Origin of the sequence: Enterobacter cloacae complex sp. I1M, from assembly GCF_014982425.1 — a bacterium.
GTDB classification, from domain to species: domain Bacteria; phylum Pseudomonadota; class Gammaproteobacteria; order Enterobacterales; family Enterobacteriaceae; genus Enterobacter; species Enterobacter intestinihominis.
The window spans coordinates 36,506-53,554 of record NZ_JADCLG010000039.1 but is presented as its reverse complement, the minus strand read 5'-3'; the positions used below and the strand labels follow the sequence as shown (position 1 = coordinate 53,554).

General features: G+C 50.1%; 16 protein-coding genes. 9 read left to right on the top strand and 7 right to left on the bottom strand.

All coding sequences use genetic code 11. The features are described 5' to 3' along the window. From INF86_RS19820 to hha, 6 genes are all read left to right on the top strand, one after another. Positions 1-548 (top strand): hypothetical protein (locus INF86_RS19820; RefSeq protein ID WP_193543850.1); only part of this gene is annotated, 548 nt, incomplete at its 5' end. 216 nt (positions 549-764) lie between these two features. Continuing rightward, positions 765-1,313 carry a fimbrial protein gene (locus tag INF86_RS19815; RefSeq protein ID WP_022647178.1) on the top strand — a complete coding sequence of 183 codons (549 nt, stop codon included), beginning with the start codon at positions 765-767 and terminating at the stop codon, positions 1,311-1,313. A 56-nt stretch (positions 1,314-1,369) separates the two neighbouring features. After that, a complete protein-coding gene (locus INF86_RS19810; RefSeq protein WP_227414832.1) occupies positions 1,370-2,089 on the top strand; it encodes a molecular chaperone in 720 nt (239 codons plus the stop codon). Positions 2,090-2,113: 24 nt separating this feature from the next. Further along, positions 2,114-4,699 (top strand): fimbria/pilus outer membrane usher protein, encoded by a 2,586-nt coding sequence (locus tag INF86_RS19805; protein WP_370552887.1) that lies wholly within the window; start codon positions 2,114-2,116, stop codon positions 4,697-4,699. A 35-nt stretch (positions 4,700-4,734) separates the two neighbouring features. After that, positions 4,735-5,802, top strand: a complete 1,068-nt coding sequence (locus INF86_RS19800; RefSeq protein WP_193543849.1) for a fimbrial protein — start codon at positions 4,735-4,737, stop codon at positions 5,800-5,802. Positions 5,803-5,851: 49 nt separating this feature from the next. Further along, positions 5,852-6,055: a hemolysin expression modulator Hha gene (gene hha, locus INF86_RS19795; protein WP_038415439.1), complete on the top strand. Its 204-nt coding sequence runs from the start codon at positions 5,852-5,854 to the stop codon at positions 6,053-6,055. 351 nt (positions 6,056-6,406) lie between these two features. Here hha and INF86_RS19790 read toward each other — a convergent pair whose 3' ends face one another. The 5 genes from INF86_RS19790 to INF86_RS19770 form a co-directional block, all read right to left on the bottom strand. Then, positions 6,407-6,916, bottom strand: coding sequence for a DUF523 domain-containing protein (locus INF86_RS19790; RefSeq protein ID WP_193543848.1), 510 nt, complete (start codon positions 6,914-6,916; stop codon positions 6,407-6,409). A 169-nt stretch (positions 6,917-7,085) separates the two neighbouring features. After that, positions 7,086-7,832: a cyclopropane-fatty-acyl-phospholipid synthase family protein gene (locus INF86_RS19785; protein WP_193543851.1), complete on the bottom strand. Its 747-nt coding sequence runs from the start codon at positions 7,830-7,832 to the stop codon at positions 7,086-7,088. 10 nt (positions 7,833-7,842) lie between these two features. Next, positions 7,843-8,100, bottom strand: coding sequence for a YjhX family toxin (locus INF86_RS19780; RefSeq protein WP_022647185.1), 258 nt, complete (start codon positions 8,098-8,100; stop codon positions 7,843-7,845). Positions 8,101-8,359: 259 nt separating this feature from the next. Further along, positions 8,360-10,297 (bottom strand): bifunctional diguanylate cyclase/phosphodiesterase, encoded by a 1,938-nt coding sequence (locus INF86_RS19775; RefSeq protein WP_022647186.1) that lies wholly within the window; start codon positions 10,295-10,297, stop codon positions 8,360-8,362. A gap of 17 nt (positions 10,298-10,314) precedes the next feature. Further along, positions 10,315-10,809 carry a molybdopterin-dependent oxidoreductase gene (locus INF86_RS19770; protein ID WP_022647187.1) on the bottom strand — a complete coding sequence of 165 codons (495 nt, stop codon included), beginning with the start codon at positions 10,807-10,809 and terminating at the stop codon, positions 10,315-10,317. Between the two features lie 182 nt (positions 10,810-10,991). On the opposite strand from INF86_RS19770, the gene INF86_RS19765 reads away from it, so the two are divergent. Then, complete coding sequence (locus INF86_RS19765; RefSeq protein ID WP_022647188.1) at positions 10,992-11,501, top strand: hypothetical protein; 510 nt, start codon at positions 10,992-10,994, stop codon at positions 11,499-11,501. A gap of 22 nt (positions 11,502-11,523) precedes the next feature. Here INF86_RS19765 and INF86_RS19760 read toward each other — a convergent pair whose 3' ends face one another. After that, on the bottom strand, positions 11,524-13,308 hold the full coding sequence (locus tag INF86_RS19760; protein ID WP_048966040.1) for a diguanylate cyclase: 1,785 nt from the start codon (positions 13,306-13,308) through the stop codon (positions 11,524-11,526). A 114-nt stretch (positions 13,309-13,422) separates the two neighbouring features. Continuing rightward, positions 13,423-14,532, bottom strand: coding sequence for an AI-2E family transporter (locus tag INF86_RS19755; RefSeq protein ID WP_022647190.1), 1,110 nt, complete (start codon positions 14,530-14,532; stop codon positions 13,423-13,425). Positions 14,533-14,690: 158 nt separating this feature from the next. On the opposite strand from INF86_RS19755, the gene mmuP reads away from it, so the two are divergent. Then, on the top strand, positions 14,691-16,091 hold the full coding sequence (mmuP, locus tag INF86_RS19750) for an S-methylmethionine permease (RefSeq protein WP_023305550.1): 1,401 nt from the start codon (positions 14,691-14,693) through the stop codon (positions 16,089-16,091). Further along, complete coding sequence (mmuM, locus tag INF86_RS19745; RefSeq protein WP_193543847.1) at positions 16,078-17,010, top strand: homocysteine S-methyltransferase; 933 nt, start codon at positions 16,078-16,080, stop codon at positions 17,008-17,010. The genes mmuP and mmuM overlap by 14 nt, the downstream gene beginning before the upstream one ends. Positions 17,011-17,049: the final 39 nt, after the last annotated feature.

The following is a 17,049-nucleotide window of genomic DNA, read 5'->3' as shown; positions in this document are numbered from 1 at the left end:
ATTTTTACCTTAATGGGTTGGGGTTTTTATTAAAGAATGAAAATAATCTAAATGTTTTTTGTCATTATGTAGATCAAAACCAGCAGGAATGTTTTTCTGATGGTATTCCTTTTGAAAACTATAATGAAAAAAGCATCATTATACTGGCAGTGGATGACTTGCACCTCATCAGGAATTTCGCTGCGCGTTTTAGAACTAATATTGTCTTTTCTCTGAGAACCCTCGGCAAAAGAGAAATGGCGCTTTGTTATAAAGGTTTTCTGGTAATTAACAGATGCCTTTCATCATGGCGGATGTTAGATGTAATTAAGACGTACGGGAGGGTAAGTTTTATGCCTGGCATATCTCTTACCCAAAAAGAGGAACAGGTGATTTTCAACTATTTTAACTTAACCGGTGCCCAGTTTAGTTCCTTTAAGTATAAAACGGGGGTTAAGAAAATTAGTCATTATAAACGTTCTGCTTATCAGAAAATGTTGGTTAATGGTGATGGGGAAGCTCATTTTGTAGTGAAAGCATTAAGTGAAATTAGAACAGGGATGCTATAACCGCTGTCCCATGGTTTACCTCTGTTTGTTTATTGCCAAAATTCATTTGTTTGAACAGATGAAGTGCTTAATACTGAAAATTAATAACTCAACGCTTTATGTTTTTTTGTAGTGCCTGGTGATTTTCACCATTCTAAGTAAGTGGTTTGATAAGGATGTTTTAACATCTCCTTATTACAACTCTATCGTGAATAAATATGATCTAAGGATATAGACATGAAAAAAAGTGCTATTGCGTTAACGCTGTTTGCTGTTCTGGGTGCAACTGTAAGTTCTGCGAATGCTGCATCGACAGGAACCATTACTTTTAATGGTGAACTGACTGCCACAACCTGTGATGCCGTTGTTGATAACCAGGCTGCGAATGCAACGGTTGTCCTGCCAACAGTAGGAACCAACCAGTTGGTAAATCTGGGTGAGACTGCGGGGCGTACGGGCTTTAATATCGCGCTGACTAACTGCCAGGGTACTCTTAAAACCGCGTCTGCGTTCTTTGAAGCGGGTCCGACCGTGGATTTAGCCAGCGGACATCTTCTGAATAAGGGCGGGTCGGCAACGAATGTCAGCCTGCAGCTGCGTGATGAGTCCTCTGCTACTGGAGATGTCATTGTGGCGGGTAACGGCAATCAGGCTGCCAACACAACTTATGTTGATGTTTCATCCGGCAGTGCAAATCTGCCTTATTCAGTTGAGTATTTTGCTGATGCTGCAACCACTGCCGGGACAGTTATCAGCCAGGTGGTTTACTCCATTCAGTACATGTAATTCAACGTACTTTATTAATCAGGGGGCTTCGGCCCCCTTTCAGAGAGGGTGGATTTATGCCTATGCAGCGGAAGCATACCTTTTTTTTTATTCAGACACTGAGTTCACTATGCATACTTTTTCTGGTGCTGCTTAGCGCGCCCGTGAAAGCCAGTATTGTTATTACCGGTACCCGGGTGATTTACTCTCAGGGCGAGCGCTCTGTCAGTGTGAAACTTAATAATAATGGTAAATCCCCCGTACTTATCCAGAGCTGGGTTGATGATGGAGTTATGAGTAAATCTCCGGATACCAGCACTGCCCCCTTTATTGTGACGCCCCCGATAAACCGTGTTGATCCCGGCAAAGGTCAGACACTACAGATCAGTTTTACCGGAAAACACCTGCCTTCAGATAAAGAGTCAGTATTCTGGCTTAACGTGCTTGAAGTGCCAGCACGTAACAGTGCAAAGAAAGATGATAATTTTTTACAAATCGCTTTTCGTACCCGGATAAAACTTTTTTATCGGCCGCAGGCGCTTCAGGGGAAATCCATTGAAGCTCCGGATAAGCTCGAATGGAAAACCGTAGACGGGAAATTACAGGCCATCAATAAAACGCCCTGGAATGTATCTATTTCTGGCGTAAAAGCGAATGGAAAAAAGACCGAAGGGAAAATGATAGCACCTTTTGATGCTGAGTCGTTTCCGTTGCAGGTAAGGCATGGACAAACGATTCACTTTGACGCCGTCAATGATTATGGCGCAGTCACTGCGAAATCTGCTGCTGTTCAATAACGTCTGTTTGACAGGGAATATAACGTGAAAAACCATAATAAATATTTCCGCAAGAGCTTTCTTGCAGCAGCTGTTGCGGGTTTTTGCAGTATATCGCATTCAACTGAAGCAATGGAACACACAGGAGCGCAGCCTGAGAATCCTCTGTCAGAAGTGATACCTGACCCCGGGACCGGGGACGTTGAATTTATCAGTGATGTACTGATGTTACAAAACAATCAACCCGTCGATATCAGCCGCTTTTCAAAGCGCGGTTTTCTTTTACCCGGGAAATATTATGCCTCTATTCGGGTAAATGGGAGTGAAGTAGGGAATGAAAATATCGTGATTAAAAGCCGGGCGGATAAATCTGGTTATGTCTGTATAACGCCTGAATTACTGAAAGCGATCCCTCTGGCCTGGGAAAGAATCAATGAGACCGACACAGTGCGACTGCCAAATTCTGATGGCTGCACCGAGATCTTATCTGGCATTCCGAATGCCAGGGTCGAATTCGATGCGGGAGAGCAGGTACTGGATATTACGTTGCCGCAAAAATATGTCCATCGCTCTGCGCGTGGTTTCGTGAACCCGGAACTCTGGGATAGCGGTATACCAGCAGCATTTCTCAGCTATGGCCTCAACGCCTGGACAAGTCAGTCCAGTCATTACGATTATAAATCGTTGTTTGCCTCGCTAAATACCGGATTCAATCTTGGTGCATGGTATTTCCGTCATAATGGCTCTTATTCCTGGTCAGATGACGGGAAAAAGGATTATCAGTCTCTGAACTCGTATGCGCAGCGGGATATTCCGTTCATTAAAGGCCGCTTACTTGTCGGCCAGTCTAATACTACAGGCAGGGTTTTTGACTCACTGCCCTTTTCCGGTATGCAAATTGCCAGTGATGGGCGCATGTATCCGGCTTCGCTGCGGGGTTATGCACCTGAAATCAGGGGGATGGCAAGAACGAATGCGAAAGTCACTGTACGCCAGAACAGCGCCATTATTTACGAAACTACCGTGTCCCCGGGTGAATTCGTCATTAACGATCTTTATCCGACAGGATTTGGTGGTGACCTGACAGTGACCGTCCGGGAGGCAGATGGCAATGAAAACTTTTTTCTGGTCCCATATACCGCGATGCCCCAGCTCATTAGACCGGGGTCGTACCGCTATTCTATTACGGCGGGTAAATTACGCCAGCTCAATCTTAGAGATAAACCAGAGTTTTATGAGGCAACCTGGCAGCACGGACTGTCAAATTACCTGACGGGCTATACTGGCTGGCAACAAAGCGACGGTTATTATGCTGCTCAGGCAGGGATGGCATTAGGAACCCAGGCCGGGGCGATTTCTCTGGATATCACCCAGTCGCATGCCTCTTTTGCGGGCAACCCGAATGGTCAGGAATATAGCCATAAAACGTCATCAGGACAGAGCTACAGACTCAGCTATTCAAAATTCATCCCCCGGACGGGCACCAATCTGACGCTGGCAACCTATCGTTTTTCAACGCAGGGCTATTACGATCTGGCAACAGCCATGATGACAAAAGATATGCTGGCGCGTGGTTACGATGAACAGCGTCTGAAACGTTCTAAAAGCCGCTATACCCTGACTGCCAGCCAGTCTCTTCCCGAAGGTCTGGGACAGTTCTACGCAAGTGCTTCATTGCAGAATTACTGGAACAGTGAGGATACCGATAAACAGTTCCAGGTAGGTTACAGTAATAGCTGGAACTCAGTCACTTACGGACTGAATGTCAACCGAACATATACCTGGTACGGCAAAAGCGATACCAGCTGGCTTCTGTCCCTCAGCTTCCCTCTGGGGACTGCCGGAGACACTCACGTTCCATCCGCGCGTCTGGAAACAGGGCGCAACAATGATGGTTCATGGTCAAAAGCGGCCTCCCTGTCCGGAACGGCCGGCAAAGACAACCAGTACAGCTATGGGTTAACGGCGCGTAATACCAGCGGCACAACCGGCAGCAGCCTGTATGTTAACGGGCAGTGGCGGACACCTTATACGTACCTTAATGCCAGCAGCAGCGTTGGTAATCATAACCAGAGCCAGTCATTTGGTGCGAATGGGTCAGTGATCCTGCATTCCGGTGGTGCAACGCTCAGCCCTTACACCTCAGATACCTGGGCGTTGATTGAAGCCAGAGGTGCCGAAGGCGCCCGGGTTTCCTCTTACCCTGGTATCAGTATTGATAATGCCGGGTATGCAGCAGTGCCTTATCTGAATGCGTATGAACTGAATGAAGTGGCTATCGATCCAAAGGGTGCGACGAACGATGTCGGTTTTGATAGCACATCACGTAAGGTGGCCCCCTACGCCGGTGCCATTGTAAAGGTTAAATATAATACGCAGACAGGTGTCCCTGTACTGATTTCTGCCCGATGGAAAGGAGAAACAGTCCCCTTTGGCGCTGATCTCAGTAATGAGAAGGGTAATTATATTGCGACCGTCGGCCAGGCCGGGCAGATATTTGTTCGCCTTGAGCCAGGCACTCATATTCTCAAACTGAAGGCCGGTAATCAGGGTGAATGTAAAATGAAAGTCATCGTTTCCGAAGAAGATTCAGCAATTAATATGAAGAAAGAGGTCCTGGAATGTTACTGAATGCGGTAGGGTTTCTGTCACGCAGTAGCATGAGAATGTTACTCGCTATTTCATTGTTCATCATGATGCATTTCCCGTCTGTGGCCTTAGCTGCGCCTGTTTGTGACGACACGAATATTGGCCACAGGGAGATAGTATTACCTGGAGGTAGTATTTCACCCGGTGTTGACCATTCTTCGTTTGTCCCAGTATATACAGGTGGTTTCCTTTCGATTAATCTAGCTAACTATTATAATTGTCACGTAACTAGTGGAGACTCTTCAAGTTATGATATGTTTGTTTTTCTTGAACCATTAAATTCATATGGTAACTCTTACTCTTTTAATTCGGGGGCGATGAGGTATTACAGTGTCGTTGCGATGAATGCTCCGGCATTTGGGGTCGGATTATCTACTGCACTTGCTTCACCGCCAGGCATGGCGGTTAATACAGTAGATAAGGTATGGTTTGACTCAAGCTACCAAATACATGGCAGTTATAAAGGTGCATATATTATATCATTGGTTAACGGTTCCCTCTTACAGCCAGGAGTTTTATCGGGGAGTGACCTACCCACTTTTGGCATATACGGTATGATATTTAAGAGTGATGGTACCCCCTATGACGGAAAGAAAATAACGATGGGGTCTGTATCTTTTAGCGGCTCAGTGAATGTTATTCCGTTTACATGCCAGACACCTGATGTGGTCGTGCCGATGGGAAAATATAAAACGACAGATTTCACCGGTGTGGGAAGTACCAGTCAGTGGGTGGATTTCAATATTGAATTAGGTAACTGCCCGGGTAATTACCCAGGGTATTATACATATAAAAACCAAATGAGTGTATTAATTAATCCCGTTTATGGCAATCCGACCCCTGATTCATTCAGTCTCAAATCAGGTACTGGCAGCGCAACGGGGATAGATATGCAGGTCAGAAAGCAAAATGATAGCAGCATGATAACAATGGGAACAGGTTTTGACCCTCTGGGCCCCGTAACCGGGAATACGGGAGTGACGCAATTACGGATCCCTCTGCAGGCCAGATATATACAGTCAGGCGGGCAGGTGACTCCTGGTTTGGCGGAGTCAGCGCTAATGTTCACAATAAATTATTATTAGTATGATAAATAATAATTTTTCTCTCATCCATTGAAATTAAAGAGTCGATATGACCAGACAGGAATGGCTTTTACAACTCAGGCGGTGTACATCAAAAGATACGTTAGAAAAACTCATAGATAAAAACACCTATTCTCTTTCCAGTGATGAGCTGGAGACATTTAACTCTGCGGTCGATCATCGACTGGCCGAACTGACAATGGGGAAACTTTACGACAAGGTACCTCCGGAAGTGTGGAAATTTGTGAAATAAAATGCGGGCGTGGCAGGTAGCACAGCGCCTGCGTGACGTTAAGTTATGTCAAACCTGACGGCTGGAAGAAGAGTAACCTTCTCGTCGTCAGGTGGGCTGAATGCTCCATGCACGTTAAATTTTATGACGTTATTGGCCATCCGCAGATAATCACTAGAAAGGTAACAGGATGGCTGAGATGATCATATTTTTAGCAATTTTCATGTGTCTATCCCTGATCTAATCGACATTTCCGCGCTAACGTTTCACCAAATCGATTGCTGCTTAAAATTAATGAGATTCAGAAAGGTTTTGTGAAGCGTGTTTTTCTCAAAAAATGACATAAACGGATTAAGTGAGTTTTGTCCGTAGCTATTTAAAAAGAACTGACTTTTCATTTTCATCAATCCAGGCAATCAGATCGGCGAGCCTCTTCTCAGAAAATACGGCTATACCATGTTTGGAGAGTAGCGATGCAGCGACACCCATTCCTGACTTACGCTGGCCGCTGAATGAACCGTCATAGATAAATTGACTACCGCATGTTGGGCTGTCGTCGGTTAATAGCGCCGCGGTACAATCTGACTCCTGAGCGGTACGAAGCGCTAATCTGGCGGCGAGCTGATATTGTTCAGTGACATCCTGCCCATTAATTTCAAGTATTCTGACCTGCGCCAGCAATGTATCATTAGCTTCAGCAGAAATAATTTCAGCCGGAGGACGGGGCACTGATAAACCGGCGGCCAGTTCTGGACAGAAGATCACAAGGCGTCCTTCTTTCTGCCAGCGCTGCAACTGATCTGACATCTGTGCTTTCTCGCTTCCGTCATAACGTACTTTGAGTCCCGTCAGGCATGCACTTACCAGTATTTTATTGATCATCGTTATCTAATATGACGTAACCCGTATAGCTGTATGTTAACACATTACTTGTATATATCTGTCTCTTAGCGGGGGAATGCTGCGCTGTATCTTTAGACTGATTGAGAAAAAGCATGATCGTAAACGCCGAATGGCGGTATACCCCCAAGGCTATACCGCCAGCGCCATATTATCGCGCCATTAACGCAAACACCCCCCAGCCAAAGTACTCCCGCGAGTACGTCACATGACGTTCAGGCGCTGTCGTCAGCTCCGCCCGAACCTCCTGCGCGAAGTCATCTTCTGGGTTTTCCTCCAGCCAGCGACGCATGGTCATCCATTTTGCGGCTTCGTACCTGTCCCAGCCTTCCTGGTCTGCCAGCACCATTTCAACCAGGTCATAGCCCTGTTGATCGAAAGACGCAACCAGACCGGGCAGAGTGAGAAAGTCTGCAATCGACGAGACGCCGCACGCCTGGACTGTCTCCTCCGTCGCGGGTACCTGACGCCAGTACGGTTCGCCAATGAGCATTATTCCCCCGGGCTTGAGGCTTTTTGCCAGCAGATCCATCGTCCCGGCTACGCCACCCGCAATCCAGGTTGCGCCAACGCAGGCCGCCACGTCACATTTTTCATTCGCGACATAGCCAGCCGCGTCGTTATGAATGAAATGGACGCGTTCGCTGACGCCGAGTTCCTCTGCGCGCCGCGTGGCCTGCGCGGTGAAGAGCGGGCTCATGTCGATGCCGGTACCGGTGATACCGTAATCACGTGCCCAGGTGCAAAGCATCTCTCCCGAGCCGCTGCCAAGATCGAGAATGCGTGTGCCTCGCTTCATGCGTAACACGCGGCCCAGCGTCGCGTACTTCTCTGGCGTAAAGGGGTTATGAATGCGGTGTTCGCTTTCGCTAACAGTAAAAATACGTGGGATATCCATCATCCTCTCCTTAACGGTTATCGGGCTGGGCGCGGACGTTATTCAGCCCCGTAGTGTTAATACGGTAGGGCTGACCGTTAACGGATTTGATCAGCTTTTTGGTTTTGAGCTTTTTGAAAACGGCGAGCGTGCAGTCAGCCAGCAGTAGCCCTTCGCGGCTATAGCATTCAACGGCGGTGACGCGGCCGGAGGTATTGCGGACGTGCACAATACGGCCACCTTTGGCGAGAACGTGTAAGGTACGTTGTTCCTGACGGGATAAATTCATACTGGAAAACCTGTTTAATCATCATGTGCAAAACGTGCAAACACACAGCGGTGTCCGCATTCGATTTCGGCGCATTGATAATCAGTCCGGCCTGGAAAGGTCGGTAAGCTGATTATCGGATGATTACATTCTCCAGCATCAAAGCCTCGGGTTGAGTTGAAAGGTATTTACGGGGTGAATGATAACACCTGATTTTTATAAGTGAATACCCAGGGGTGAAAAACGTGATCACGGTTGGCATCGGGTTGAGGAGAGGGAATCATTCCAGGCCGCTCTTAATTTTGCTGTCGACCTGAGGCTGTGGTTTGCTGAAAAGATATCCCTGCACAAGCTCGCAACCCAGAGCCTGAAGCCGCTCAAGCTGCTCTTCGGTCTCAACGCCCTCGGCTATAACGCCCATATTAAGGCTCTTAGCCATACCGGTAATAAGCTTCACAATATTAAGCGCATCTTCTTGTGTAGATATCGGATTGACAAAAGATTTATCGATCTTGATTTTATCAAAATTCAGTTCGCTGAGTCTGGAGAGCGACGAATAACCCGTGCCAAAATCATCAATGGAAATTCTTACGCCCAGTGCGCGGAGTTTTTTCAGAATCGCAATGGGGTTATTTCTGTCACTAAAGAGGGATGACTCCGTGACTTCTAACTCAAGACGGTTAGCCGGGAGCCCGGTCTCAGCCAGAACGGTCTGCACCGTATTAATAAATGATTTACTGCCTAATTGAACAGGCGAGACGTTTACGGAGATCCTGGCCGGAACAGCCCAGGAGACCGCTTCCCTACAGGCCAGTTTAAGTACGGTTTTACCTATCTCGTTGATCATGCCTGTTTTTTCTGCGGCGAAAATAAAGCTATCCGGGGAAAGCATTCCCTTGACGGGGTGCATCCAGCGAATAAGCGCTTCATAGCCGTAAATTTCCTTGCTGACGGAATTCACAATAGGCTGGTAATAAACAATAAACTCATTGTTTTCTATCGCCCTTGCCATATCATTTTCTAGCGTTCTGCTCTCCTGTAACTTCTGAAGCATTCGCTGACGGAAAACTTTAATCTGCTGTGAGCCTGCCTTTTTGGCTTCATAGAGCGCCAGATCGGCGAACTTATAAAGATAATCAGCACGTCGTTCATTATCTGATAAAACAATACCCACGCAGGTGGCAATTTTTATGAGCTGGTTATTAATCGTATAGGGTTTACTGATATTCTCGCTGATCTCTCTAGCGCGCAAAACGGCTTCGCTTTCGTTTAACCCACTGGCTAAAAAAGCAAACTCGTCTCCGCCTAAACGGTAAAACCTGTCTGAAATATTGCTCATGGCGGTCAACCGCCTGGATACCTGACGTAACAGTAAATCGCCAGCATCATGGCCATAGGTATCGTTGACCTCTTTGAATCGGTCTAAATCAAATAACATTACCGTAACGGGAACATGATTTTCTTCGGCCTCAAGATTGAGTTTGCTGAGCTCATCCCAGAAGTACAGACGGTTTTTCATGCCAGTGAGGGAATCATGGTAAACGTCATACTCTAGTTTTGAATTCTGAATCTGTAGGGTCTCCTTGGATAACTGGAGTTCTTCTGCAAGACTTTCAACCTGCCTGTGCGCTTTAAGGATGTTTTTATTTTGATAGATCGTTAAAAAACCCAGGATAATACTCAGAATGATCAGCAGTAAAGAGAGGGCTGAGTAAATATAATACAGGATCTGTATTTTATGGTTGCTACTGTTAATCGTGCTAATGTCTTTCGTTAACGCGCTTGATGAAAGCTGACTGAGTGGAGCATCCAGCAAATGCATGGTATGAAGGTATGTTTTTACATCCGAATGGCTCATTTTTTCGAGGTTAGCATCCAGATACGTAAGGATTTTATCAAGGCTTAACGCGAGGTCATGATGTGCCTGAACGTTTTTAATGTAATGTCCTAAATCCCCCTCCTTAAACAGATCATTCTGGCTTAGCATAATTTCCAGCCGCATCCGGACCTGGTCTATCGTAACGTCATCGGAATCGGTTGCGTACAGACCAAGCCATGATTCAAAGCGGTAATATTCGGATACCAGTTGGGCGACAGACCATGACTCCGTGTAATGAGTCAGTTTTTGGAGCTCCTGCTGTCGATCGTAAACAAGAAAAGCAATATATCCAGTGGTGATAAAAAGAGAAAAAATGATACCAACCAGTATCCTGTTCATTATGTTCTCCTGAACTGCTATTCAATCTTCATTTTGCTGACCTGCCATGCCGATCGCGAATAATATATCTGATTATTTAATTCAGGAAGACTGTCGTAGGGATATACAATGAATGCCGGACCTTTATCTCGGATGCGCATATATTCACCATTAACCTTCAAAGCGAGTATGGCATTATATTTTTTAAAGTCGCTCAGCGGGATGGCTGTCGCGTAATCATTAAGCGCTATAACATTAACCACGTTACCCTTTGCGCCAATATAATCCATGAGTTTGCTCATTGGAACACCCTCAAACTTTGTGCGGCCATTATACCAGGGGGATGATGTCTGGAAGCTCACCATACCGAGTTTTTCAAGGCTGGCGATATCAAACACGGCTTTTCCACTTTCATTCGTGTTCTCGATATTACCGTAAATCGTTAAAATGGGTTTACCAGCAGGTTTTGGCAACTCACCAGCCAGGGTGACGCTTTGCACTAAAAAGCAGCACAGCATTAGGATTAATCGCATTTCAGCCTCCACGTTTTAACATAAGTATAAGAATTATAATTTAGTTATCCTACTAGTTTATATATTTTATCTCTCCCCACGTTTATCCATCATAATCAGGATGTAAAAACGCCGTCAGTCGGCAGCCACCCGAGCGATGCTTAACCTTCTTACCGCAGACGCATGACAAGGAACCGTCCATCATGAAAAAAGATAGCTATGCCTTTTTAATTCCACTCATCGTTGGCGGGTTAGCGTTGATATTTGGCTTTGTTGTCTGGTCAATCGAGATTTATCGCGTGACATTTCTTACGGCCCTGGGGGAACAGTATCTTGCGGCTGTCACATTGCTGCTGCCGCTGGTGGCGATGGTGATGTTCGCCGCGAAGAGGGCGTTTAAAGACAAAACCCTTGTTGACGTTGTCAAACTTTACCTCGGCCTCATCATCTTCAGCCTGCCGGTTGCCATTTTCGTCATCTTTACCGCGGCCTGGCTACTGAACGGAGAATACTCTGCCTGGAGCCAACCTTACCGGTATGAATCCGGCAGCAGAAATAGCTGTTCGGGGGCGGAAGTCTATGAGCCGGAACTCAAGAGAGAGATCCGCATCTGTTATCCTCAGGGATATTATTTAATCGATGGCACCCTGTACGTGGAAAAGCGGAGTAATTCGCTGGGTATGGTGGTGCTTTGGGCGATCGCGCGATCCTGAACCTCAGGCTCGAATAACCCCTTTAGCCCGCCTCCAGCATCCCAAAGCTGACAATCCGCGAGCGGCCCAGCTCTTTCGCCCGGTACAACGCGACGTCCGCCGCGCGCAGCAGATTATCGCTCTGCGCGTGCTGCGGATAGCTGGCGATCCCGATCGACACATCCACCGGGCCAATCTCCGAAAGCCCGTAGCGCAGCGAAAGCGCATGCACGCCGTTGTAGATCTCCGTTGCAGCGGCGTGCGCTGCTTCCTCATCTGCACCGGTAAGAAGCACCAAAAACTCTTCACCCCCATAGCGGAAGGCCAGCCCGCTATCATGTACCGCCCGTTGAATAATGGCTGCCACGCTTTTGATCACCAGATCGCCAGCCTCATGACCAAAGCGGTCATTAATGCTCTTGAAGTGATCGATATCGATCATCAGGCAGCTTACCGGCTCTTCGTTACGCACGGCCTGCTTCATTTGAGTACGTAACGTATCTTCCAGATGGTGGCGGTTACGCAGCCCCGTCAAGGGATCGAACAGGGCTTTTTCCAGCAGCGCATCGCGCAGCCGCTGGTTGGCCAGCGCCAGTCCCAGCGCCTCGGCCATCAGTTCCAGATAGGCGCGGGACGGCGCGGTTTCAGGCGTGATGTTCTGGAATGAGAGCAATCCAATCGCCTCGCCCTGAGCAATCAGGGGAACGCACAGCGATTGCTGCGCCTGTGATTCGGGCAGATGATAACAGCCGATATCCGGCTCGCCATTCACTGGCGGATGGCTTTGACCACGCCGGACGGCCCAGCATTCGTCAGGATGGAACGGCTTTTTATCCCCTTCTGGCGATAGCCATTCGGCCGTACAGCGCATCTGCCACGGCTCGCGTTCCAGAATATACAGACGCCCTGAAACCCCCGGCGCAATATTGGGTGCAAACAGCTCCGCCACATTCATCACGTCGGCAAAGTTTTCACAGCCCTGCAACCGCTGGGTCATTCGCGCCAGCAGTTCGCGGATGGCCCAGTCAGCATCGCGCTCTTTTTCCAGCCGCTGCCTTGCCAGCCCGTTCTCACGGAAGATGCGGATGGCCTGCGCCATATCACCGATTTCATCAACCTGGGTAAAGTTCGGCGTTTCGACGGCGTAATCCTGCGATGCAAGACGATGAACAACATCACTCAGACGCACCACCGGACGGAGTACGCGGCGCTTGAGGATGAAAACCATCACAAACAGGAAGAGCAGGGCGGTCAGGCCGACCATCACCTCAGAGGCCGTTCGAAGCGTTTTGGACGTTTTGGTTGCGGCCTGCACGTCGGCAATAATGCGCTTGTCCAGCAGCATGCGAAAGCGTTCGATAGTGTTGTGTGCCCGTTCGAGTTCCAGCTCATAGCTCTTACCAAACAGCAGCGAAACGGCCTGCTGTTCCTCGCCACGGGCGATGCCGTCAATGGCTGCCTGCTGTTCATCCTGGAGATCGTCTACAATTTTCAGTCCGTCGTACAGCAGCGCCAGCTCTTCGCCCGATGCCCCCGTATTTTTGAGCTGTCGCAGCGTGTGTTCGATATTCTTCAGCTCGGCTTCTTTCGCCTGATATTTCTCAAGCACCTCGGGCTCTTTTTGGATGACGTAAAGCCGCGCCAGATCGGAGAGCATCCAGGTGTCTGTCTCGATCTCCTCCGTCAGCTGATCGAAGACCTGGCGTTGTTTAACGGCTTCACGTTCGATGTTATCGGCGTGGGAAGCCATCAGCATGACGATGCCGGAGGCAATGGTCAGGCACACCGTGACACCATAAGCCCAGTTCGTGATCGTGGCGATTCGCACCTGTTGGATCCTTCTACGACAAATGTGGAAGAGCGTTCATTTCAGATTATAGAAAACCTCTGATTTATCGTGAAAAAAAAGGCGGCACAGGGCCGCCTCACAGAACGCCTTTCTTTATAGATCCGGAGAATTTCTCCCCTCTTCGATAAAGTCTGCGTCCAGCTCCTCGGCGTTGCCTGCGTGATCGCGGCCGGAGAAGAGGTTCCAGCAGGCGATAAACAGAGCGGCAATCAGCGGCCCAATCACAAAGCCGTTAATGCCATACAGCTCCATACCGCCGAGCGTGGTGATCAGTATCAGGTAGTCCGGCATTTTGGTGTCTTTGCCCACCAGCAGCGGACGCAACAGGTTGTCCACCAGCCCGACGATAATGACGAAGAAGCCCACAATGAACAGACCCTGCCACAGCTGGTGAGTGGCAAACAGGAAGATGGCGGCGGGAACCCAGACGATGGCCGACCCAACGGCAGGCACCAGGGAGAGAAATGCCATCAGTGCGCCCCACAATACGCTGCCGTCAATACCGACAATAGCAAAGGCGATACCACCGAGCGTGCCCTGAACCACCGCCACGACCGCCGTGCCTTTTACCGTGGCGCGCGACACGCCGACAAACTTAGCGAACAGGTGCTGTTTGACGAAGTCAGACAGCGGCAGCGAGTCGAGGATCTGGCGCACCAGATACGGCCCGTCTTTCAGCAAGAAAAACAGCAGATACAGCATAATGCCAAAGCTGATGGCAAAGCCGAACGTCCCTTTCCCAATCAGGAACGCGCTGCCCGCCAGATACTGCCCGCCCTGTAACGCGACATCGGAGAGTTTTTTCTGGATTTGCGCGGCGTTGGTCAGGTTGTGATCCGCCAGGAAGCCGCTGGCCCAGTCCGGCAGGCGGTTGAAGATACCGGCGATCACTTCCGGGAACTGCGTGTTGTTCTGTTGCAGCCTGGTGTAAACCATGTTCAGTTCCACCGCGAGCGAGGAAAGGATCACCATCAACGGAATAAACACGATCAGGCAGATAATGCCGAGTGTGAGGAGTGAAGCCAGCCCGTTGCGATCGCCCAGCGCGGTACGCAGTTTGTTTTTCACCGGGTTGAAAATGATGGTCAGGATCGCGGCCCACAGAATCGCCGAGAAATAGGGAGACAGCACGTCAAAGAAGGCCCAGGTTACAAGGGCCAGGATGAGAATAAAGAAACCTTTGGTCAGTCCGTTAAATCGCATAGTGAGTCCTGGTGAAGAAGAAACTGTGTCGACTATAGAACTGATTTAAGGATTTACCAATAATTGCGCTGAAGTCGCGCCGGGTGGCTTTTTGTTAACAATCGCGGTATAACACTCCTTCTTTGGATGTTTAGATGTCCATACGTTTAGAAGGTAACATGCAAACACAACAAGAAAACGGGCAACTTAAGCGCACCATGAAAACCCGCCACCTGATTATGCTCTCGCTGGGTGGCGTTATCGGCACAGGGTTATTCTTCAATACCGGATATATCATCTCGACAACCGGCGCGGCGGGCACGCTGCTGGCATATCTTATCGGTGCGCTGGTGGTCTGGCTGGTCATGCAATGTCTGGGCGAACTTTCCGTGGCGATGCCGGAAACCGGCGCGTTTCACGTCTATGCCGCCCGCTATCTCGGTCCGGCGACGGGGTATACCGTGGCGTGGCTCTACTGGCTTACGTGGACAGTGGCGCTGGGATCGAGCTTTACCGCGGCCGGGTTCTGCATGCAGTACTGGTTCCCACAGGTTCCCGTCTGGACGTGGTGCGTTGTCTTTTGCGCTGTGATTTTTGGTCTTAACGTGATTTCCACGCGCTTTTTCGCGGAAGGGGAATTCTGGTTCTCGCTGGTCAAGGTTATCACCATCGTCGCCTTTATTATTCTCGGCGGCGCGGCCATCTTTGGCTTTATCCCGATGGCGGACGGCTCTGCCGCGCCGGGACTAAGCAACATTACCGCCGAAGGCTGGTTCCCGCACGGTGGCCTGCCGATCCTGATGACCATGGTGGCGGTCAACTTTGCCTTCTCAGGAACGGAGCTTATCGGCATCGCGGCAGGGGAAACGGAAAACCCACACAAGGTTATTCCGGTTGCTATTCGCACCACCATCGCCCGGCTCATCATCTTCTTTATTGGCACCGTGTTTGTGCTGGCGGCGTTGATCCCGATGCAGCAGGCTGGCGTGGAGAAAAGTCCGTTCGTGCTGGTGTTTGAAAAGGTCGGCATTCCGTATGCGGCGGATATCTTTAACTTCGTGATCCTGACGGCGATCCTCTCGGCGGCGAACTCGGGTCTGTACGCCTCTGGCCGTATGCTTTGGTCTCTGTCTAACGAGAAAACGCTGCCGCGCTGCTTTGCCCGCGTCAACAAAAACGGCGTGCCGCTGACGGCGCTTTCTGTTTCCATGCTGGGCGGCGTGCTGGCGTTGTTCTCCAGCGTGGTCGCGCCGGATACGGTGTTTGTGGCCCTGTCAGCCATTTCCGGTTTTGCGGTGGTGGCGGTGTGGATTAGCATTTGCGCGTCGCACTTCGTGTTTCGTCGCCGTCACGTGCAGTCCGGCCAGCCGCTATCCGCGTTGCAGTATCGCGCGCCATGGTATCCGCTGGTGCCCGTGCTTGGCTTTATCCTCTGCCTGGTGGCCTGCGTCGGCCTGTGGTTTGACCCCAGCCAGCGTATTGCCCTTTATTGCGGGCTTCCGTTTGTCGCCCTGTGTTATGGTGCGTACTACCTGACCCGAAATCTGACCACGCAGGAGCCTGAACATGTCGCAGAATAATCCGCTTACCGCCCTCCTTGAAAAACAGCCGTTTGTCGTGCTGGATGGGGCGATGGCAACGGAGCTGGAAGCGCGCGGTTGTAACCTTGCCGACAGTCTCTGGTCGGCCAAAGTGCTGATGGAAAATCCGGAGCTGATCCGCGACGTACACCTCGACTACTACCGCGCGGGGGCACAGGTGGCGATCACCGCCAGCTATCAGGCGACACCCGCAGGCTTTGCCGCTCGCGGGCTGGACGAGTCGCAATCCCGGACGCTGATCGGCAAAAGCGTAGAGCTGGCACGCAAAGCGCGCGAAGCGTACCTGGCAGAGAATGCGCAGGCGGGCACGCTGCTGGTGGCGGGATCTGTGGGCCCTTACGGCGCGTATCTGGCCGATGGTTCCGAGTATCGCGGCGATTATGTGCGTAGCGCTGAAGAATTTACCGCCTTCCACCGCCCGCGTGTAGAGGCGCTGTTGGATGCGGGCGCGGACCTCCTGGCCTGTGAAACGCTGCCTTCGTTCACTGAGATTAAGGCGCTGGCGGCGTTGCTGACGGCGTTTCCGCGCGCCCGGGCATGGTTCTCATTTACCCTGCGTGACAGTGAGCACCTGAGCGACGGAACGCCGCTGCGGGATGTTGTTTCTGCGCTGGAAAGCTACCCGCAGGTTGTCGCGCTGGGGATTAACTGTATCGCGCTGGAAAACACCACGGCGGCGCTGACGCATCTGCACAGCCTGACGTCGCTGCCCCTGGTGGTCTATCCGAACTCCGGCGAGCATTACGATGCGGTGAGTAAAACCTGGCATCACCGCGGTGAAACGTGCGAGACGCTGGCGGGGTATTTACCGCAGTGGCTGGAAGCAGGCGCGAAGCTGATTGGCGGCTGCTGTCGGACCACGCCGCAGGATATTGCTGCGCTGACGGTTCAGCGCTGAGGCCTTTGCCGGGTGGCGGCTGCGCCTTACCCGGCCTAC

Excerpts from the sequence above, each read along its gene's own strand:
- INF86_RS19815 (WP_022647178.1), top strand. The coding sequence starts at position 765 with ATGAAAAAAAGTGCTATTGCGTTAACGCTGTTTGCTGTTCTGGGTGCA.
- INF86_RS19810 (WP_227414832.1), top strand. The coding sequence starts at position 1,370 with ATGCCTATGCAGCGGAAGCATACCTTTTTTTTTATTCAGACACTGAGT.
- INF86_RS19800 (WP_193543849.1), top strand. The coding sequence starts at position 4,735 with ATGTTACTCGCTATTTCATTGTTCATCATGATGCATTTCCCGTCTGTG.
- hha (WP_038415439.1), top strand. The coding sequence starts at position 5,852 with ATGACCAGACAGGAATGGCTTTTACAACTCAGGCGGTGTACATCAAAA.
- INF86_RS19790 (WP_193543848.1), bottom strand. The coding sequence starts at position 6,916 with ATGATCAATAAAATACTGGTAAGTGCATGCCTGACGGGACTCAAAGTA.
- INF86_RS19785 (WP_193543851.1), bottom strand. The coding sequence starts at position 7,832 with ATGGATATCCCACGTATTTTTACTGTTAGCGAAAGCGAACACCGCATT.
- INF86_RS19780 (WP_022647185.1), bottom strand. The coding sequence starts at position 8,100 with ATGAATTTATCCCGTCAGGAACAACGTACCTTACACGTTCTCGCCAAA.
- INF86_RS19775 (WP_022647186.1), bottom strand. The coding sequence starts at position 10,297 with ATGAACAGGATACTGGTTGGTATCATTTTTTCTCTTTTTATCACCACT.
- INF86_RS19770 (WP_022647187.1), bottom strand. The coding sequence starts at position 10,809 with ATGCGATTAATCCTAATGCTGTGCTGCTTTTTAGTGCAAAGCGTCACC.
- INF86_RS19765 (WP_022647188.1), top strand. The coding sequence starts at position 10,992 with ATGAAAAAAGATAGCTATGCCTTTTTAATTCCACTCATCGTTGGCGGG.
- INF86_RS19755 (WP_022647190.1), bottom strand. The coding sequence starts at position 14,532 with ATGCGATTTAACGGACTGACCAAAGGTTTCTTTATTCTCATCCTGGCC.
- mmuP (WP_023305550.1), top strand. The coding sequence starts at position 14,691 with ATGCAAACACAACAAGAAAACGGGCAACTTAAGCGCACCATGAAAACC.
- mmuM (WP_193543847.1), top strand. The coding sequence starts at position 16,078 with ATGTCGCAGAATAATCCGCTTACCGCCCTCCTTGAAAAACAGCCGTTT.